The organism is Streptomyces azureus, assembly GCF_001270025.1.
In the GTDB taxonomy this organism is placed as follows: domain Bacteria; phylum Actinomycetota; class Actinomycetes; order Streptomycetales; family Streptomycetaceae; genus Streptomyces; species Streptomyces azureus.
The window spans coordinates 46,451-63,704 of sequence record NZ_DF968185.1; the positions used below are offsets into that span (position 1 = coordinate 46,451).

The window sequence follows — 17,254 nt, forward strand, 5'->3', positions numbered from 1 at the left end:
CGGGGGCACCGTACAGCCGTTCCGGCGTTGGAGATCAGAGGCCGAGCTCGACCTCGAACTCGCCCGCCTCCAGGATGGCCTTGACCGCCGTCAGGTAACGGGCGGCGTCGGCGCCGTCCACCAGGCGGTGGTCGTAGGACAGGGTCAGGTACGTCATGTCGCGGACGCCGATGGCCGTGCCCTCCTCCGTCTCGATGACGGCGGGGCGCTTGACCGTGGCGCCGATGCCGAGGATCGCGACCTGGCCCGGCGGCACGATGATCGTGTCGAAGAGCGCGCCGCGCGACCCGGTGTTGCTGATGGTGAAGGTCGCGCCGGACAGCTCGTCCGGGGTGATCTTGTTGGCGCGGACCTTGCCCGCCAGCTCGGCCGTGGCCTTGGCGATACCGGCGAGGTTGAGGTCACCGGCGTTCTTGATGACCGGGGTCATCAGGCCCTTCTCGGAGTCCACCGCGATACCGATGTTCTCGGTGTCGAAGTAGGTGATCGTCCCCTCGGCCTCGTTGATCTTGGCGTTGATGGCCGGGTGGGCCTTCAGCGCCTGGGCCGCGGCCTTGACGAAGAACGGCATCGGGGAGAGCTTGACGCCCTCGCGGGCGGCGAAGGAGTCCTTCGCCCGGCCGCGCAGCTTCATCAGACGGGTGACGTCGACCTCGACGACCGAGGACAGCTGGGCCTGCTCGTGCAGGGCCTTGACCATGTTGTCGCCGATGACCTTGCGGATCCGCGGCATCTTGATGGTCTGGCCGCGCAGCGGGGACGCCTCCAGGGCCGGGGCCTTCTTGGCGGCGGCCGGAGCGGCCGCGGCCGGAGCCGGGGCAGCGGCGGCGGCCTTGGCGGCCTCGGCGGCGGCCATGACGTCCTGCTTGCGGATACGGCCGCCGACGCCGGTGCCCTTGACGGTGGACAGGTCGACGCCGTGCTCGGCGGCGAGCTTGCGCACCAGCGGGGTGACGTAGGCGCCGTCGTCGGCCGGCTGGGCGGCGGCCGGAGCAGCCGGAGCCGGGGTGACGGGGGCCGGGGCGGGCGCCGGAGCGGACGGCGTCGGCTCGGGAGCCGGCGTGGTCTGCTGCTGCGGGGCCGGGGCCGTGGGCGCCTGCGGAGCCGGAGCGGCCGGGGCGGCCGGGGCGGGCGCCGGGGCGGGCTCGGGCTGGGCCGGGGCCTCCTGCGCCGGGGCGGCGGCCGGAGCGGCACCCGCCTCGCCGATGACGGCGAGCTTGGCGCCGACCTCGGCGGTCTCGTCCTCGCCGACCACGATCTCCAGCAGCGTGCCCGAGGTGGGCGCCGGGATCTCGGTGTCGACCTTGTCGGTGGAGACCTCGAGCAGCGGCTCGTCGGCCTCGACGCTGTCACCGACCGACTTCAGCCAGCGGGTGACGGTGCCCTCGGTGACGGACTCGCCGAGCGCGGGCAGGACCACGTCCGTGCCCTCGGCGGAGCCGCCGCCGGCGGCGGCGTCGGCGGTGGGAGCGGGCGCCGGGGCGGCCTGCTCGGTGGACGGGGCGGCCGGGGCCGGCTCGGGAGCGGGCTCGGCGACCTGCTCCGCCTCGGGGGCCGGGGCGGCGGCGGGCGCGCCGCTGCCGTCGTCGATCAGGGCCAGCTCGGCGCCGACCTCGACCGTCTCGTCCTCGGCGACCTTGATGGAGGACAGCACGCCGGAGGCGGGGGAGGGGATCTCGGTGTCGACCTTGTCGGTGGAGACCTCGAGCAGCGGCTCGTCGGCCTCGACGCGCTCACCCTCGGCCTTCAGCCAACGGGTGACAGTGCCCTCGGTGACGCTCTCGCCGAGCGCCGGAAGGGTTACGGAAACCGCCATGGTTTCGGTTGCTCCTTACGGAAAGTGCGGAAGTCTGTGTCGTCGCGTTCGTCGACCGAGGGGTCAGTCGTGCGCGTGGAGCGGCTTGCCGGCCAGGGCCAGGTGGGCCTCGCCGAGCGCCTCGCTCTGCGTCGGGTGGGCGTGGATGAGCTGCGCGACCTCGGCGGGCAGCGCCTCCCAGTTGTAGATCAGCTGGGCTTCGCCGACCTGCTCGCCCATGCGGTCGCCGACCATGTGGACGCCGACGACGGCACCGTCCTTGACCTGGACGAGCTTGATCTCGCCCGCGGTGCCGAGGATCTTGCTCCTGCCGTTGCCCGCGAGGTTGTACTTCAGAGCGACGACCTTGTCCGCGCCGTAGATCTCCTTGGCCTTGGCCTCGGTGATACCGACGGAGGCGACCTCCGGGTGGCAGTACGTCACCCGCGGGACACCGTCGTAGTCGATCGGAACGGTCTTCAGACCGGCCAGGCGCTCCGCCACCAGGATGCCCTCGGCGAAGCCGACGTGCGCGAGCTGGAGGGTGGGGACGAGGTCGCCGACGGCGGAGATGGTCGGCACGTTGGTGCGCATGTACTCGTCGACCAGGACGTAGCCGCGGTCCATGGCGACGCCGGCCTCCTCGTAGCCCAGGCCCTGCGAGACCGGGCCGCGCCCGATGGCGACGAGCAGGATCTCGGCCTCGAACTCCTTGCCGTCGGCGAGGGTGACCTTGACACCGTCCTGGGTGTACTCGGCCTTCTCGAAGAAGGTGCCCAGGTTGAACTTGATGCCGCGCTTGCGGAAGGCGCGCTCCAGCAGCTTGGAGGAGTTCTCGTCCTCGACCGGGACGAGGTGCTTCAGGCCCTCGACGATGGTGACGTCGGTGCCGAAGGACTTCCACGCGGAGGCGAACTCGACGCCGATGACACCGCCGCCCAGGATGATCGCGGACTTCGGCACGCGGTCCAGGACGAGGGCGTGGTCCGAGGAGATGATCCGGTCGCCGTCGATGTCCAGACCCGGCAGCGACTTCGGCACGGAGCCGGTCGCGAGGAGCACGTGGCGGCCCTGGACGCGCCGGCCGTTCACGTCGACGGAGGTCGGGGAGGACAGTCGTCCCTCACCCTCGATGTAGGTCACCTTGCGGGAGGCCACGAGCCCCTGGAGCCCCTTGTAGAGGCCGGCGACCACGCCGTCCTTGTACTTGTGGACGCCGGCGATGTCGATGCCCTCGAGGGTGGCCTTCACACCGAACTGCTCGCTCTCGCGGGCCTGGTCGGCGATCTCACCCGCGTGCAGCAGGGCCTTGGTGGGGATGCATCCTCGGTGCAGGCAGGTGCCGCCGACCTTGTCCTTCTCGATCAGGGCGACGTCCAGGCCCAGCTGCGCCCCGCGCAGGGCCGCGGCGTAACCACCGCTGCCACCGCCGAGGATCACTAGGTCGAAAACGGTGCTGGCGTCGTTCGCCACGTCACGTCCTCCATGCATGTGCGCCGTACGCCGGTCTTCACTGACCGGCAGGCGGCTGGTGTCCGGCCGCTCGTTCTTCGGCCCTTCGGTGGGGCCCTGTCCTGCCGAGCCCCATCTTCGCACTTGTCAGCACAGAAGGAGACGCCGGGCTGCTGTGTGAGACGCCCCACGTTCAGATGAGAGACGCCCCTGAAGGGCAGCGCCCCCTTCAGGGGGGCGGGGAACTGCGCGAACAGCCCCACGCCCCCGCACTCGCCACACAACGGCGAGACCGAGCTCTCAGGCGGAACTCAGCCCAGATCACCCGCAGCCGTCAGCTCCGCCAGCCGCACCAGCGTCCGCACGCCACTGCCCGTGCCGCCCTTCGGCGTGTACCCGAACGGCCCGCCCTCATTGAAGGCCGGCCCGGCGATGTCGAGGTGCGCCCAGGTGATGCCCTCGCCCACGAACTCGCGCAGGAACAGCCCGGCGACCAGTCCGCCGCCCATCCGCTCACCCATGTTCGCGATGTCGGCCGTGGGCGAGTCCATCCCCTTGCGCAGGTGCTCCGGCATCGGCATCGGCCACGCCGGCTCCCCGACCTCCTCCGCCGCCTCGAACAGCGCCGTACGGAAGGCGTCGTCGTTGCCCATGATCCCGAACGTCCGGTTCCCCAGCGCCAGCACCATCGCCCCGGTCAGCGTCGCGACGTCCACGATCGCGTCCGGCTTCTCCTGCGACGCCGCCCACAGGGCATCGGCCAGCACCAGCCGGCCCTCCGCGTCGGTGTTGAGCACCTCCACCGTCTTGCCGCTGTACATCCGCAGCACGTCACCCGGACGGGTCGCGGAACCGGAGGGCATGTTCTCGGCCAGGGCCAGCCAGCCGGTGACGTTGACCTCCAGGCCGAGGCGCGCGGCGGCGACGACCGCGGCGAACACGGCGGCCGCGCCGCTCATGTCGCACTTCATCGTCTCGTTGTGACCGGCCGGCTTCAGCGAGATGCCGCCCGAGTCGTACGTGATGCCCTTGCCGACGAAGGCGAGGTGCTTCTTCGCCTTGGAGGAGCTGTACGACAGCTTCACCAGGCGCGGTCCCGCCGCCGAGCCGGCCCCGACGCCGAGGATGCCGCCGTAGCCGCCCTTCTCCAGGGCCTTCACGTCGAGCACCTGCACCTTGATGCCGTGCTCCTTGGCCGCGGCCTGGGCGATCGCGGCGAACGACTCGGGGTTCAGGTCGTTCGGCGGGGTGTTGACCAGGTCGCGGGCGCGGTTGAGTTCCTCGGACACGGCGACGGCACGCTCGACGGCGGCCTTGTACGCCTTGTCGCGGGGCTTGCCGCCGAGCAGGACGGCCTCGGCGAGGGGGGCCTTGCCGTTCTTCGCCTTGGGATCCTTGCCGTTGTCCTTGTAGGCGTCGAAGGAGTACGCCCCGAGCAGCGCGCCCTCCCCGACCGCGGCGGCGTCGGCGGCGTCGGTCAGCGGGAGGGCGAAGGCGGCCTTCTTGGACCCGGTCAGGGAGCGGGCGGCGACGCCGGCGGCCTTGCGCAGGGCCTCGGAGTCGTAGGCGGCGTCCTTCTCGGGCACCGGGCCCAGGCCCACCGCCAGCACGAGCGGTGCCTTGAAGCCGGACGGTGCCGGCAGTTTCGTCACCTCGCCCTCGGCACCGGAGGCGCCGAGGGTCTCCAGAACGCCGGCGAGCCTGCCGTCGTACGCCTTGTCCACGGCCTCGGCGCCCGGCGCGACGACCGGCCCCTTGGCACCCTTGGCGACACCGATCACGATGGCGTCGGCCCGCAGACCGGGCGCCGCGGCGGTGCTGAGAGTGAGAGCAGTCACGGTGGTGAAATCTCGCTTCCGATGTGAAGTTGCGGTGGTCGAACGGTGTGGGTCGACCGGGCCCGACAGCCGACCCTATTGCGACCTCAGGGTTCGGATATCACGGGGCCTTCCCCGGTGCGGCGAACACTCGACGACGAGACTACGCGCGTGGTCGTGTTCGCTCATTCCTGCGGGCGTTCACCTGACGGTGGCGTAGTGGCCATTTCTTGATCCTCCATGTCGGTGAACTGAGTCACACTCGTCGGGATCCGGTGAGCGCCCTGCTCGCCGCTTTGCATGATTTCCACGGATCCTCCTCTGTTCGACCGCAAGGGGATCTCTGGGATCTCAGGGGGAGGAACCATGGCGCAGCGTGCGCGCAGGTGGAGAAACACGGCCGCCGCGGTGACGGCGGCGGGCATGATCACGGCCGGGGCGGTGGCGCCGGGGGCGGCGACCGCGGAGGAACCACGCATCGATCTGAAGGTGCTCGTGGTGGACAACGGCGACAGCCCCGTCCGGGCCGTCACCGCCCGGCTGAAGAGCACGGGCGTCCCGTACACGACCATCGACCTGAACGACGCGGACCGTCCGGAGATCACCGAGTCGTTCCTGAGCGACACGGTGAACGGCCGCCCCCGCGCCAAGTACCAGGGCGTCGTCCTGCCGAACGAATCCCCGTTCGGCGCGGGCTCCGCCGAGCAGACCGCCCTGGAGACCTACGAGCGGACGTACGGCATCCCGCAGGTCGACGCCTACACCTGGGCGCATCCGGAGGTCGGCCTCGACTACACCAGCGAAGGTGGCTGGGCGGGCACTCTTGACGGACGCGAGGCATCCGTCACGGCGGCCGGGAAGGCAGGCTGGTTCGGCTACCTCGACGGCGCGTTCCGGTTCGAGGACAACTCGGCGTCCGTCCAGGAGAGTTACGGCTACGTGGCCCGGCCCCGCGCCGGCTTCACCAGCTACGTCGACATCCCCGTGCCCGGCGGCACCGGCCGTGGCAGCCTCGTCGGCGAGTACGCCCACGACGGCCGCCGCGAACTCGTCGTGACCTTCGCCTACAACGGCAACCAGCAGCAGTTCCGGCTGCTGGCCCGGGGCATCGTCGAGTGGCTCACCCAGGGCGTGCACCTGGGCCAGGCCCGCAACTCCTTCGCCGTGCACATCGACGACGTGTTCGCCCCGGACAGCCGCTGGGACACCGAGCGCGACTGCACCCCGGGCGACTTCGACTGCGCGGGCGGCGACGGCGAGGGCACCACGCCGATCCGCATGGCCGCGGACGACGCCGCCTACGCCGCCCAGTGGCAGCGCGAGCACGGCTTCACCATGGACATGGTCTACAACGCCGGCTCCGGCGAGGAGTGGAAGACCGAGCACGGCGGCGCCGACGCGCTCACCGACCGGCTGCTCGCCGACAAGGCGCAGTACCGCTGGGTCAACCACACCTACACGCACCCCTTCCTCGGCTGCGAGCAGGACACCTCCAGCGTGCCGTGGAGCTGCGCCAAGAACGCCGACGGCTCGACCAAGTACATGAGCCGCGCCGAGATCGCCGCCCAGATCCGCGACAACCACGACTGGGCCGTGAACAAGGGTCTTCCCGTCGACCGCGCGGAACTGGTCACCGGTGAGCACTCGGGCCTGAAGACGCTGCCCCAGCAGCCCGCCGACAACCCGAACCTGGCCGGCGCGCTCGCCGACACCGGCGTCAAGTGGATCGCCTCGGACAACTCCCGCGAGCCCGAGCAGCGCGCGATCGGCAACGCACTGACCGTCCCGCGCCACCCGATGAACGTGTACTACAACGTGGGCACGGCGGCCGAGATGGCCGACGAGTACAACTGGGTCTACACCTCGCGGGCCGACGGCGGCAGCGGCGTCTGCGAGGACAACCCCACCTCGACCTGCCTCGACGAGCCGCTCGACCCCACCACCGGCTACGCCGAGCACATCGTCCCGCAGGAGGCGCGCACCGCCCTCGGACACGTCCTCGCCGGCGACCCCCGGCCGCACTACGCGCACCAGTCCAACCTGGCCGAGGACCGGCTGCTCTACCCGGTCATGGAGAAGGTGCTGGACGACTACCGGGCCCTCTTCGCCGACAACACCCCACTGGAGAACCCGCGGCACAGCGCCATCGGCACCGAGGTGCAGCGCCGCGCCGCCTGGCAGACCGCCCTGGCGAACGGGCGCGTGACGGCGTACCGGATCGGCACCACCGTCACCGTCACCGCACCGTCGGGCACCCGGATCCCGGTGACCGCGCCGGAGGGCACGCAGAAGCAACTGCTGCTGGGCACCAGCGCGTTCGGCACCCCGTACGCGGGATCCCGCTCGGCCTGGACGACCCCGGCAGCACTCCAGTCGGCTCTCACGCTGAAGTTGCCCTAGAGCCATTCAGGGGCGCGGGGAAGTGCGCGACCAACCACACGGAGCCCGCAGTCGGCACCCTGGCAGCAGTTCCCCGCACACCATCCGCGACACAGGGGGAAACACGCATGAGGCGAACAGGCCGTCATGTCACCATGCTCACGGAAGGCACCTACCCGCACGTCCACGGCGGCGTCAGCACCTGGTGCGACCAGCTCGTCAAGGGCATGCCCGAGGTCGACTTCCACATCGTCTCGCTCACCGGCAGCGGCCGCGAACCTGTCACCTGGGAACTGCCGCCCAACGTCTACGCGCACACCTCGGTCCCCACCTGGGGCCCGCGCCCCGGCCGCAGAAGGCCCCCGTACGGCAGGGCCCGTAGCCGCTTCACCGAGACCTACGAGCGTTTCCTGCTCTCCTTCCTCGACCCCGGCTCGCACGCCGACTTCGGCGAGTCCCTGAACGAACTGGCCGAACTCGCCCGGGACGGACGCCTGTCGGCGGCCCTGCGCACCGAGTCGGCGCTGCGGTCGCTGATGTGGATCTGGGCGATGCCGCATCTGCCGACGGCCGCCGCCCGCCCCACCGTGCACGACGCGCTGACCGCTACCGACCTGCTGGAACACGCCCTGCGCCCGCTCGGCGTCCGCATCCCCGAGGGGTCCGTCGCGCATGCTGTCAGCAGCGGCCTCGCGACCCTGCCCGCGCTCGCCGCCCGCCACCTGGACGGCGTGCCGTTCCTGCTCACCGAGCACGGCATCTACCTGCGCGAGCGCTACCTCGGCTACCGCCGTGACGCCCAGCGCTGGCCCGTGAAGGCGTTCATGCTGGGCTTCTACCGCGAGCTGAACTCCTACGGCTACCGCGCCGCCGACCTGATCACGCCGTGCAACCAGTACAACCGCCGCTGGGAGGAACGCGGCGGCGCCGACGCCGACAAGATCCGCACCGTCTACAACGGCGTCGACCCGGCCGCCTTCCCGCACGCCGGTCCCGAGCCCGAGGTCCCCACCCTCTCCTGGTGCGGCCGGATCGACCCCATCAAGGACCTGGAGACCCTGATCCACGCCTACGCGATGGTGCGCGCCGAGATGCCGGCGGCCCGGCTCAGGCTGTTCGGCCCGGTCCCGCCCGGCGGCGAGGCCTACCGCACCCGCCTTGAGAAGCTCGCCGCCGAACTGGGCGTCACCGACGGCCTGACCTTCGAGGGCCGTATCACCGAGGTCTGGCGCGCGTACGCGGCCGGGCACCTCGTCATGCTGTCGTCGGTCTCCGAGGGCTTCCCGTTCTCCATCATCGAGGCCATGTCGTGCGGCCGTACGACCGTGTCGACGGACGTCGGGGGAGTGCGCGAGGCCGTCGGCGACACCGGCCTCGTGGTGCCTCCGCGCGAGCCGGAGAAGATGGCCGCCGCCGCGCTGACCCTGCTCAAGGACGACGAGCGGCGCCTGGAACTCGGCCAGTTGTCGCGCCAGCGCGTCATCGACCGGTTCACGCTGCGCCGCTCGGTGGACGCCTTCCGCACCATCTACAAGGAACTCGCGGGCGAGGGCGAGGTGTACGAGCCGACGCTGGAGACCGTCGCCGACTGGACCCTGGAACTGCGCGACCCCTGGTACGCGGCCGTGGCGACGGACGGGGCCGGCTGGTGAGCGGAAGCGTCTGGCTGCCCCCGGGCTCCCGCCCGGACACCCTCCCGGGCATCCCCCGGCAGCGCACCCTCAGCTGGGCCGAGCCCGACCCGGTCGACGAACTCGCCGCCCGCCTGGAGGACTTCGTAGCCGCGGCCGTGCACCCGGACGAGATAGCCGCCCTGCTGGAGTCCGACGGCCTCTCCGACGACCAGATACGCGAACGGTACGGCGTGAAGAACTCCTTCGCGCTCGCCGAAACCCTCTACGAACGCGTCGAGCGCCGCTACCCCGAGCCCGACGGCCCGGTCCACGACCCGTGGCGGATCGGCCTGCTCGGCTGCCTGCTGCGCGGCGTCGTCTTCGCCCTGCCCGGCCTCGCCTACGTCCTCGGCGCGCCCCTGTTCACGGGCCCCGGCGACTTCGGCCTCCCCGCGGGCACGGTCCCGCTTCTGGCCGGCGCTCTGTGCGGCTGGGCTTGGAACCAGGGCCTTGCCCACCGGGCGTACGCCTGGCTGGGTCTGGGCGACCGGACGGCCGCCCGGCGATCCCTGCTGCTCGGCGCTCCGGCCGGCGCGCTGCTCGGCTCGCTGGTCGCCCTGGCGTTCGCGGGCGGCGCCGCCCCGGCCGTGGTCGCCTTCGCCGCCGGGCAGTCCTGCTATCTGGCGGCGGCGACCGTGCTGCTGGTGCTGGGCCGCGAACGGTTCCTGCTGGCCGCGCTCGCGCCGATGGCGATGGGCGCGGTCCTGTCCCTGGTCGACCCGCTGCCCGAGGCCGCGAGCCTGGCCCTGCTGCTGGGTTCCCTGGCGGTGGTCGCGGCCCTCGCCGTCCGCGAAGTGGCACCCGCCCTCAAGGAACCGGGCGAGGGCGGCTGGACCGCCGGCCTCGTCGCCCTGCTGCCCTTCGGCGGGTTCGGCGCCGCCCCCGCACACCGGCGCCCCGCCGGACCCCGGCTCACGGGCTCCCTGCCGTACGCCCTGTTCGGGCTCGCCACCGGCGTCCTCGTGCTGTACGCGGCGCTCGGCGACGTCCTCGCCGGCGAGGACCACAGCGCGGTCGCCGCGCCCGCCGCCGTAGCGCTCACCCTCAGCATGGGCCCCGCCGAGTGGCTGCTGTACCGCTTCCGCAGCGACAGCCTCGCCGGACTGCGCTCCAGCAGCACCGCCCGGGACTTCTGGCGGACCACGGTCCTGACAGTCGTCCAGTGCCTGGCCGCCTATCTCGCCGCGCTGCTCGCGCTGAGTCTCACCGCCTCCCTCCTGTGGCCGCACTCCCCGGTCCCGGGCGGCGTCCGGCTCGCCGGGCTGCTCCTGCTGGGCGTGGTCCTCTGGACGGGTCTGCTGCTCCAGTCGTTCGGCGCGGTGACCGGCGCGACGGCGGTGTGCTGCGCCGCGGCACTCGTCCAGACCCTGCTGATCACCACCCGCACCGGCGACCCGCACACGGCGGGCCTGGCCGTGTACGGCGCGGCGGCCGTCGTCCAGGCCGTCCTGGTGTGCGCGCTGCTGGGGAGGGCAACCGCCCACCGATGAGCACTCTCCTGGTCCCGTACTACGAGCACCCGTCCGCCCGCCCCGCCGAATGGGAGGCGATCGTGGCGGCCGCGCCCCGCCTCTACGGGGTCGTCCTCAACCCGGCCAGCGGCCCCGGCGACCGCCCCGACGCGGCCTTCGCCGAGGTCGCCGGCCGGCTGCGGGCGGCGGGCGTCCGGGTCCTCGGGTACGCCGACACCGACTACGGCCGCCGCGCCGCCACCGACGTCGTCAGCGACCTCACCCGGCACCGCGACTGGTACGGCACCGACGGCGCCTTCCTCGACCAGGTCCCCTCCGGGCCCGAGCAGTTCGAGCACTACCAGAGGCTGGCGGTGGCCGCCTGGGGCGTCGGCTGCGGCACCCTCGTCCTCAACCACGGCACGGCACCGCACCCCTGCTACGCCCGTATCGCCGACGTCCTCGTCACCTTCGAGGGCACCTGGGACTCCTACCGGGCCCTGCCTCCCCAACCCCGGCCGGACGGCGGCGGGGTGCGACTGTGCCACCTGGTGTACGGCGTGCCACCCGGCGCCGACCCCGAGGGCCTGGCGCGGGAGCGGGGCGCGACGGTGCACTGCGCGGTGCCCGGCACCGGAGATCATCCTTGGGGCACACTGCCGTACACCCTGCACAACCCGGAGAACGCCCCGTGAGACGCCCCCTGCTCGCCGCCCTGCTCGTCCTGCTGCTCGCGGGCTGCGCCCAGGGCCCCGACGACAAGCCCGGCCCCCGCTGGCAGCCCCGCCCCGGCACCGCCTGGCAGTGGCAGCTCAGCGGGCGTCTGGACACCTCCGTCGACGTGCCGGTCTACGACATCGACGGCTTCGACCACTCCGAGGCCACCGTCGCCCGGCTGCACCGCGAGGGCCGCAAGGTCATCTGCTATCTGTCCACGGGCGCCTGGGAGGAGTTCCGCCCGGACGCGGAGAAGTTCCCGAAGCCGGTCCTCGGCCGGGGCAACGGCTGGGAGGGCGAACGCTGGCTCGACATCCGCCGCACCGACGTCCTGGAGCCGCTCATGGCGGCCCGCATGGACATGTGCCGCGACAAGGGCTTCGACGCGGTGGAGCCCGACAACATGGACGGCTACCGCAACGACACGGGCTTCCCGCTGACCGCCGCCGACCAGCTCCGCTACAACCGCCTCATCGCCCGCCTGGCCCATGACCGGGGCCTGGCCGTCGGTCTGAAGAACGACCTGGACCAGATCCCGGAATTGGTCGGGGACTTCGACTTCGCGGTCAACGAACAGTGCGCCCAGTACGGCGAGTGCGGGGCGCTGAAGCCGTTCGTCGAGGCGGGCAAGGCCGTCTTCCACGTCGAGTACGAGGTGCCCACCGGCCGCTTCTGCGCCGAATCCCGCCGCCTACGCTTGAGTTCACTACTCAAGAAGCACGAACTAGGGGCGTGGCGACGGGCGTGCTGAGCCCGAGCCCGGTCACCTCCGTGCCCGCCACCCGGTCGGCGAGGGACCGGCGGCCGGGGGAGAGGACCGGCAGCGCGTTCAGCAGGAACAGCACCACCGCGACCGCCCACACCAGCACCGACAGCACGGCCTGGCCCTCGACCAGCAGCACACAGGCCACCGCGTACATGGCGACGTCCGCCGCAGTGGTGACGGCGGCCCGCAGCGCCGCCCGGCGCGGCAGCCGCGGCGTGACCTTCAGCCCGGCCAGGCCCTTGCCGATCGTCCGCCCGGCCAGGGCCAGACACACCCACTGGTAGAGGAACACCGTCAGGACCAGCAGCCCGAAGGCCTGCTCGACGTACAGCACCGACTTGTCCCACAGCCTCAGCCCCAGGTCCTGGGAGGCGTCGAGCACGTCGCCGCGCGACATCAGCAGTTCGAGTCCGCTGCGGGTGGCGAGCTCGGGCACATCGGTGACGAGCGCGGAGACCCGGTGGAAGGTGAGCACGGCGAGCGCCGAGGCCAGCGCCACCACCAGTGCGAAGTCGACGGACCAGGCCACGGCACGGCGCAGTTTCGGCATGAACATCCCCCGATCAGCTGTGTGTTCGAGGCAGGAAGCTAGCGGCTGGGCGGCCCGGGCAGGAGGGGAACGAGGAGATCGTTTCAGCCCAGTGACAGAGCGACCAGCGCCGTGGTCGCCGCCGTCTCGGCGAGGCCGCCGAACACGTCCCCGGTGATCCCGCCGAAGCGGCGCGTGCAGTGCCGCAGGAGCGCCTCGGCGGCGGCCAGGGAGAGCAGGACCGCGAGCGCGGTGCGGGCGACGTCGTACGGCCCGAAGACGGCGGCGACCGCCGCCGCCACGCCGGTGACGGCGACGCCGGCGAGCAGCGCCCCGCGGACCGGCACCACACCCGCGACCGCCGCCCCCAGCCCCTCCGGCCGTGCCGCCGGCACCCCGGCCCGGGCCGCGAGGGTCAGGGCCAGCCGGGCGACCGTCGCGGAGACGACGGCGGCGCACGCGCCCCGGGCCCAGGAGGCGTCGTAGGCCTGGGTGAGCGCGGCGACCTGCGCGAGCAGGGCGAGGACGAGGGTGATGACCCCGAACGGCCCGATGTCCGACTGCTTCATGATCCGCAGGGCGTCCTCGGCCGGCTTCCCGCTGCCCAGCCCGTCGGCGGTGTCCGCGAGTCCGTCGAGGTGCAGTCCCCGGGTCAGGGCGGCGGGGACGGCGACGGTGGCCACGGCGGCGAGCGGCCCGCCCGCACCGAGGAACAGCAGCACCAGCCCGACGGCGGCGGCAGCCGTACCGACCGCGAGCCCGGCCAGTGGAGCGCACAGCATGCCGCCGCGCGCGGCCTCCCGGTCCCACCGGGTCACCCGGACCGGGAACACCGTGAGGGTGCCGAAGGCGAAGCGGAGAGCGTCGAGGGGCGGGGTTCTGGGCACCGGCGCAGGCTACCGGCCGGTCAGAAGAGCGGATGCGGCGGCCGAGGATAAAGTTCACATATGGGATGGCTGGAGCGGAACATCATCGAACCCGGCAAGCTGCCACTGCTCCTCGCCCTCGTCTCCTTCGTGCTGACCTTCGTGATCACCCGGGGCATCACCCGCCTCATCCGGGCGGGCAAGGGTCCTTTCCGCAACGTCAGCGGCAGCGGCGGCGTCCACATCCACCACGTGGTCCCCGGCGTCATCCTGACGATCATCGGCGGCTTCGGCGCGGTGGCCGGCGGCCGGCACGGCTTCGGCTCGGCACTGAGCGCGGTGGTCTTCGGCATCGGCGCGGGTCTCGTTCTCGACGAGTTCGCCCTGGTCCTGCACCTGGCCGATGTCTACTGGACCGAGGCCGGCCGCAAGAGCGTCGAGATGGTCGTCCTCACCGCCTCCCTCGTCGGACTGCTCCTGATCGGTTTCTCGCCCCTGGGCGTCGACGACCTCTCGGACGACCAGGAGCAGAACCGCGCCACCGTGATCGCGAACGTCGTCGGAAACTTCGTGTTCGCCCTCATCGCCCTGTTCAAGGGCAAGACCCGCCTCGCGGTCTTCGGCGTGATCGTCCCCGTCATCGCCCTGATCGGTGCCGTACGGCTGGCCCGCCCCGGCTCCTCCTGGGCCAAGCGCTTCTACCGGCGCCGCCCACGCGCCCGCGCCAAGTCCACCCTGCGGGCCTACCACCACGACCGCCGCTGGCTGGGCCCCCGGCGCGCGTTCCAGGACTGGATCGGCGGCGCGCCCGACCCCGAGCCGGCCCGGTCCCTCGAACACCGCTGACGCGCCACTGACGCACCGCGCCGACCGCGCACACGACCAGTACGGCCGCGATCGCCGCCAGATGCTCCTTGCCCGCGAGGTTCTCCTTCAGGGCGACCTCGGCCGCCATCGCCACGATCACCGCCCCGGCCGTGAGGTACGCGCGGTAGCGCCATCCCAGATAGACGGCCAGTCCCACCACGGCCGCCGACGGCCCGGTGTCCACGACCCGCGCGTCCGAGGCGGGCAGGCCCAGCGGGACGTCCTGGCCCAGCCAGACGCCCAGGCGGGCGTACAGCGTGCCCGCGAGCGTCGCGAGGTACGCCATGAGCAGTGTCCGTCGCCGGCCCAGGCAGAGCTCCGCGATGCCGAACACCAGCAGGATTTGCGCCAGCGCGCCCCACACCGGCAGGTCGAGCGCGGGCACGAACAGCGACAGCGGCGTCCGCACGAGCGCGAGCCACAGCGGGTCCTCGGCCCGTACCGCCCCGATGTCCTGCACGAACCGGTAGCCCCACGGCTGGTTGTGCGCGAAGTGCAGCACGGCCGTGAGGCACACGGCCGCGACCGCCATCGGCGCGGCCCGCAGGCGCCGCTGCCGCAGCGGCCCGCGCACGTCCGCGTACAGCGGCCCCCATTCGGCGCGGGCCCAGCGGGCGAGCGTGGTCATCGGGTCGTCCTCGTCCGGATCTCGGTACGCCAGCGGGGTGCGCGGTGTCCGTGGCTCAGTGAAACCGACACCACACGCGAAGACCGACCGGAACGGGACGAAGTTGAGCCGGGTGTGCGTGACCTGGATCTCCAGGAACGCTACTGCTCGGTGGGAACCTCGGAGCCCTCGGCGGCATCGGAGACCTCGGACGCCTCGGATGTCTCCGGCTCCTCGGACTCCTTCGCCTTCTCGGGCAGCTCCGCCGCCAGCGCGGCCGCGGCCTGCACCAGGGGGAGCGCGAGCAGGCCGCCCGCGCCCTCGCCGACGGTCACGCCCTGGGTCAGCAGCGGTTCCAGGGCCATCCGGTCCAGCGCCTTGGCCTGCCCGGGCTCGCCGCTGTCGTGCGCGGCCAGCCACCAGTCCGGCGCCCGGAACGCGATCCTCTGCCCGACCAGCGCGCACGCGGCCGTCACGACCCCGTCGAGCACCACGGGCATCTTCCGCACCGCGCTCTGCAGCAGGAAGCCCGTCATCGCGGCGAGGTCGGCCCCGCCCACCGTCGCCAGCAGCTGCAACTGGTCCCCGAGCACCGGCCTGGCCCGGCGCAGCGCGTCGCGGATCGCCGCGCACTTGCGCATCCACGCCAAGTCGTCGATCGCCAGCCCGCCCCGGCCGGTGACGACCGACGCGTCGACCCCGCACAGCGCCGCGACCAGCACGCCCGCTGCCGTGGTCCCGCCGACGCTCACATCGCCGAGCACCACCAGATCCGTACCGGAGTCGGCCTCCTCGTCGGCCACCGCGACCCCGGCCCGGAACGCCGCCTCGGCCTCCTGAAGGGTCAGCGCGTCCTCGACGTCGATGCGCCCGCTGCCGCGCCGCACCCGGTGCCGTACGACGTCCTCGGGCAGGGCCTCCGGTTCGCAGTCCAGGGCCATGTCGACGATCCGCACCGGCACGCCCAGCCGCCGCGCCAGCACCGACACGGGCCGGCCGCCCTCCAGCACCTCCCGCACCAACTGCCCGGCGCCGCCCGCGGGCCGGGCCGAGACGCCCAGCTCGGCGACGCCGTGGTCACCGGCGAAGAGCACCACCCGCGGCCGTTCGATCGGCCGCACCGGCACGGCGGACTGCGCCGCCGCCAGCCACTCACCCAGGTCGTCCAGGCGGCCCAGCGACCCGGGCGGCACGATCTGCCGCTCCCGGCGCGCCTCGGCGTCACGGCGTACCCCGCCGTCCGGACGCTCGATCAGATCGGTGAAGTCGTCGAGATTAAGCGAGCTCATTCGCCGAACAGTACCGGCACCGCTCGAACAGCAGGGCGCCACATCACGACTCCGCGGCGGCGACGTCGTTGCACCCCGGATCGGCATCCCATACGTTCCGTTTTGCAGCGGATTGTCGTACGTCGTTCGTCGGACGTCCCTGCCGTACGCCTTCGCGCCCGGGAGCCGCCCATGACCGCACATCCCGCCCCCTCCGCACCCCCCACCCCCCAAGCGACCACACGGGTCCACGAGCCGCGCCGCGAGGACTGCCCCTGGTGCGGCTCGGCCCGGCTGCGGAACCGGCTGCGCACCGGTGACCTGCGGCATTACAAGCCGGGCAGCTTCACCGTCGACGAGTGCCGGGACTGCTGCCACACGTTCCAGAACCCCCGCCTCACGTTCGAAGGCCTCGCGCTCTACCACCGGACGGTGCGCGGAGCGCCCCGGGACGTCGCGGCCGACACCCTCCTCTCGCTGCGCGGCAGCCGGCTCCGCCACCGCTCGGCCGCCCGCGCGATGCTGCGGTTCGGGGAGCCGGAGAGCTGGCTGGACGTGGGGACGGGCCACGCCCGCTTCCCCGCGACGGCCCGGGAGTTCTTCCCCTACACCTCCTTCGACGGCCTCGACCGCACCCCGCGCGTGGTCCGCGCCCGCTCGGCCGACCGCGTCGAGGAGGCCCACGTGGGCCGCCTGACGGACCCTCGGATCTCGGCTCCACTGCGCGCCCGCTACGACGTGGTCAGCATGCTCCACCACCTGGAGGGCATCCCCGACCCCCGCGCGGAACTCCACGCCGCCCTCGAAGTCCTGCGCCCCGGCGGCCACCTGCTCATCGAGACCCTGAACCCCCGCAGCGTGTACGCCGCGCTACTGGGCCGCTGGTGGCTCGCCTATGACCAGCCCCGCCATCTGCACCTGCTCCCCCCGCACAACCTCCGCGCGGAACTGGAGGCGGCCGGCTGCACGATCGCCCTCCTGGACCACCGCCCCGTCCACATCCCCCACGACCTCTCCGGCGCCGCGGCCCTGGCCCTCTCCCACGCCCTCCCCGCCCCCGACACCCC

Annotated in this window: 14 protein-coding genes; 7 read left to right on the forward strand and 7 right to left on the reverse strand. The window is 72.6% G+C overall.

What is annotated here, in order from left to right; all coding sequences use genetic code 11:
• Window positions 1–34: 34 nt before the first annotated feature.
• From sucB to AOQ53_RS47210, 4 genes are all read right to left on the reverse strand, one after another.
• A complete protein-coding gene (sucB, locus tag AOQ53_RS00210) occupies window positions 35–1,816 on the reverse strand; it encodes a 2-oxoglutarate dehydrogenase, E2 component, dihydrolipoamide succinyltransferase (protein ID WP_059413725.1) in 1,782 nt (593 codons plus the stop codon).
• 63 nt (window positions 1,817–1,879) lie between these two features.
• Window positions 1,880–3,268 (reverse strand): dihydrolipoyl dehydrogenase, encoded by a 1,389-nt coding sequence (gene lpdA, locus AOQ53_RS00215; RefSeq protein ID WP_059413728.1) that lies wholly within the window; start codon window positions 3,266–3,268, stop codon window positions 1,880–1,882.
• A gap of 290 nt (window positions 3,269–3,558) precedes the next feature.
• Window positions 3,559–5,085: a leucyl aminopeptidase gene (locus AOQ53_RS00220; protein ID WP_059413730.1), complete on the reverse strand. Its 1,527-nt coding sequence runs from the start codon at window positions 5,083–5,085 to the stop codon at window positions 3,559–3,561.
• A gap of 164 nt (window positions 5,086–5,249) precedes the next feature.
• Entirely contained in the window at window positions 5,250–5,375 is a 126-nt protein-coding gene (locus tag AOQ53_RS47210; protein ID WP_269085425.1) for a hypothetical protein, read from the reverse strand.
• Between the two features lie 55 nt (window positions 5,376–5,430).
• On the opposite strand from AOQ53_RS47210, the gene AOQ53_RS00225 reads away from it, so the two are divergent.
• The 5 genes from AOQ53_RS00225 to AOQ53_RS00245 all read left to right on the forward strand — a co-directional run bounded on the left by AOQ53_RS00225 (window position 5,431) and on the right by AOQ53_RS00245 (window position 12,035).
• Window positions 5,431–7,464: a hypothetical protein gene (locus AOQ53_RS00225; RefSeq protein ID WP_059413732.1), complete on the forward strand. Its 2,034-nt coding sequence runs from the start codon at window positions 5,431–5,433 to the stop codon at window positions 7,462–7,464.
• Between the two features lie 107 nt (window positions 7,465–7,571).
• The gene (gene pelF, locus AOQ53_RS00230; RefSeq protein ID WP_059413733.1) at window positions 7,572–9,095 is read left to right on the forward strand and encodes a GT4 family glycosyltransferase PelF; all 1,524 of its coding nucleotides are present in this window, start codon (window positions 7,572–7,574) and stop codon (window positions 9,093–9,095) included.
• Window positions 9,092–10,606 (forward strand): hypothetical protein, encoded by a 1,515-nt coding sequence (locus AOQ53_RS00235; RefSeq protein WP_059413735.1) that lies wholly within the window; start codon window positions 9,092–9,094, stop codon window positions 10,604–10,606. The genes pelF and AOQ53_RS00235 overlap by 4 nt, the downstream gene beginning before the upstream one ends.
• Entirely contained in the window at window positions 10,603–11,262 is a 660-nt protein-coding gene (locus tag AOQ53_RS00240) for a spherulation-specific family 4 protein (protein WP_059413737.1), read from the forward strand. Before AOQ53_RS00235 ends, AOQ53_RS00240 begins: the two co-directional genes overlap by 4 nt.
• The gene (locus tag AOQ53_RS00245; protein ID WP_059413740.1) at window positions 11,259–12,035 is read left to right on the forward strand and encodes an endo alpha-1,4 polygalactosaminidase; all 777 of its coding nucleotides are present in this window, start codon (window positions 11,259–11,261) and stop codon (window positions 12,033–12,035) included. The genes AOQ53_RS00240 and AOQ53_RS00245 overlap by 4 nt, the downstream gene beginning before the upstream one ends.
• On the opposite strand, the gene AOQ53_RS00250 is transcribed toward AOQ53_RS00245, so the two are convergent.
• Complete coding sequence (locus AOQ53_RS00250; RefSeq protein ID WP_059413758.1) at window positions 11,995–12,600, reverse strand: RDD family protein; 606 nt, start codon at window positions 12,598–12,600, stop codon at window positions 11,995–11,997. The genes AOQ53_RS00245 and AOQ53_RS00250 overlap by 41 nt on opposite strands.
• Window positions 12,601–12,683: 83 nt before the next feature.
• Complete coding sequence (locus AOQ53_RS00255) at window positions 12,684–13,466, reverse strand: adenosylcobinamide-GDP ribazoletransferase (protein ID WP_059413741.1); 783 nt, start codon at window positions 13,464–13,466, stop codon at window positions 12,684–12,686.
• 60 nt (window positions 13,467–13,526) lie between these two features.
• On the opposite strand from AOQ53_RS00255, the gene AOQ53_RS00260 reads away from it, so the two are divergent.
• Complete coding sequence (locus tag AOQ53_RS00260) at window positions 13,527–14,291, forward strand: hypothetical protein (protein WP_059413743.1); 765 nt, start codon at window positions 13,527–13,529, stop codon at window positions 14,289–14,291.
• Between the two features lie 789 nt (window positions 14,292–15,080).
• On the opposite strand, the gene cobT is transcribed toward AOQ53_RS00260, so the two are convergent.
• Window positions 15,081–16,208: a nicotinate-nucleotide--dimethylbenzimidazole phosphoribosyltransferase gene (gene cobT / locus AOQ53_RS00270; protein WP_059413745.1), complete on the reverse strand. Its 1,128-nt coding sequence runs from the start codon at window positions 16,206–16,208 to the stop codon at window positions 15,081–15,083.
• Window positions 16,209–16,379: 171 nt separating this feature from the next.
• On the opposite strand from cobT, the gene AOQ53_RS00275 reads away from it, so the two are divergent.
• The coding region (locus AOQ53_RS00275; protein WP_059413747.1) for a class I SAM-dependent methyltransferase at window positions 16,380–17,254 on the forward strand (875 nt) is incomplete at its 3' end.

Coding starts and splice junctions, on each gene's coding strand:
- sucB (WP_059413725.1), bottom strand. CDS start 1,816: ATGGCGGTTTCCGTAACCCTTCCGGCGCTCGGCGAGAGCGTCACCGAG.
- AOQ53_RS00225 (WP_059413732.1), top strand. CDS start 5,431: ATGGCGCAGCGTGCGCGCAGGTGGAGAAACACGGCCGCCGCGGTGACG.
- pelF (WP_059413733.1), top strand. CDS start 7,572: ATGAGGCGAACAGGCCGTCATGTCACCATGCTCACGGAAGGCACCTAC.
- AOQ53_RS00240 (WP_059413737.1), top strand. CDS start 10,603: ATGAGCACTCTCCTGGTCCCGTACTACGAGCACCCGTCCGCCCGCCCC.
- AOQ53_RS00250 (WP_059413758.1), bottom strand. CDS start 12,600: ATGCCGAAACTGCGCCGTGCCGTGGCCTGGTCCGTCGACTTCGCACTG.
- AOQ53_RS00260 (WP_059413743.1), top strand. CDS start 13,527: ATGGGATGGCTGGAGCGGAACATCATCGAACCCGGCAAGCTGCCACTG.
- cobT (WP_059413745.1), bottom strand. CDS start 16,208: ATGAGCTCGCTTAATCTCGACGACTTCACCGATCTGATCGAGCGTCCG.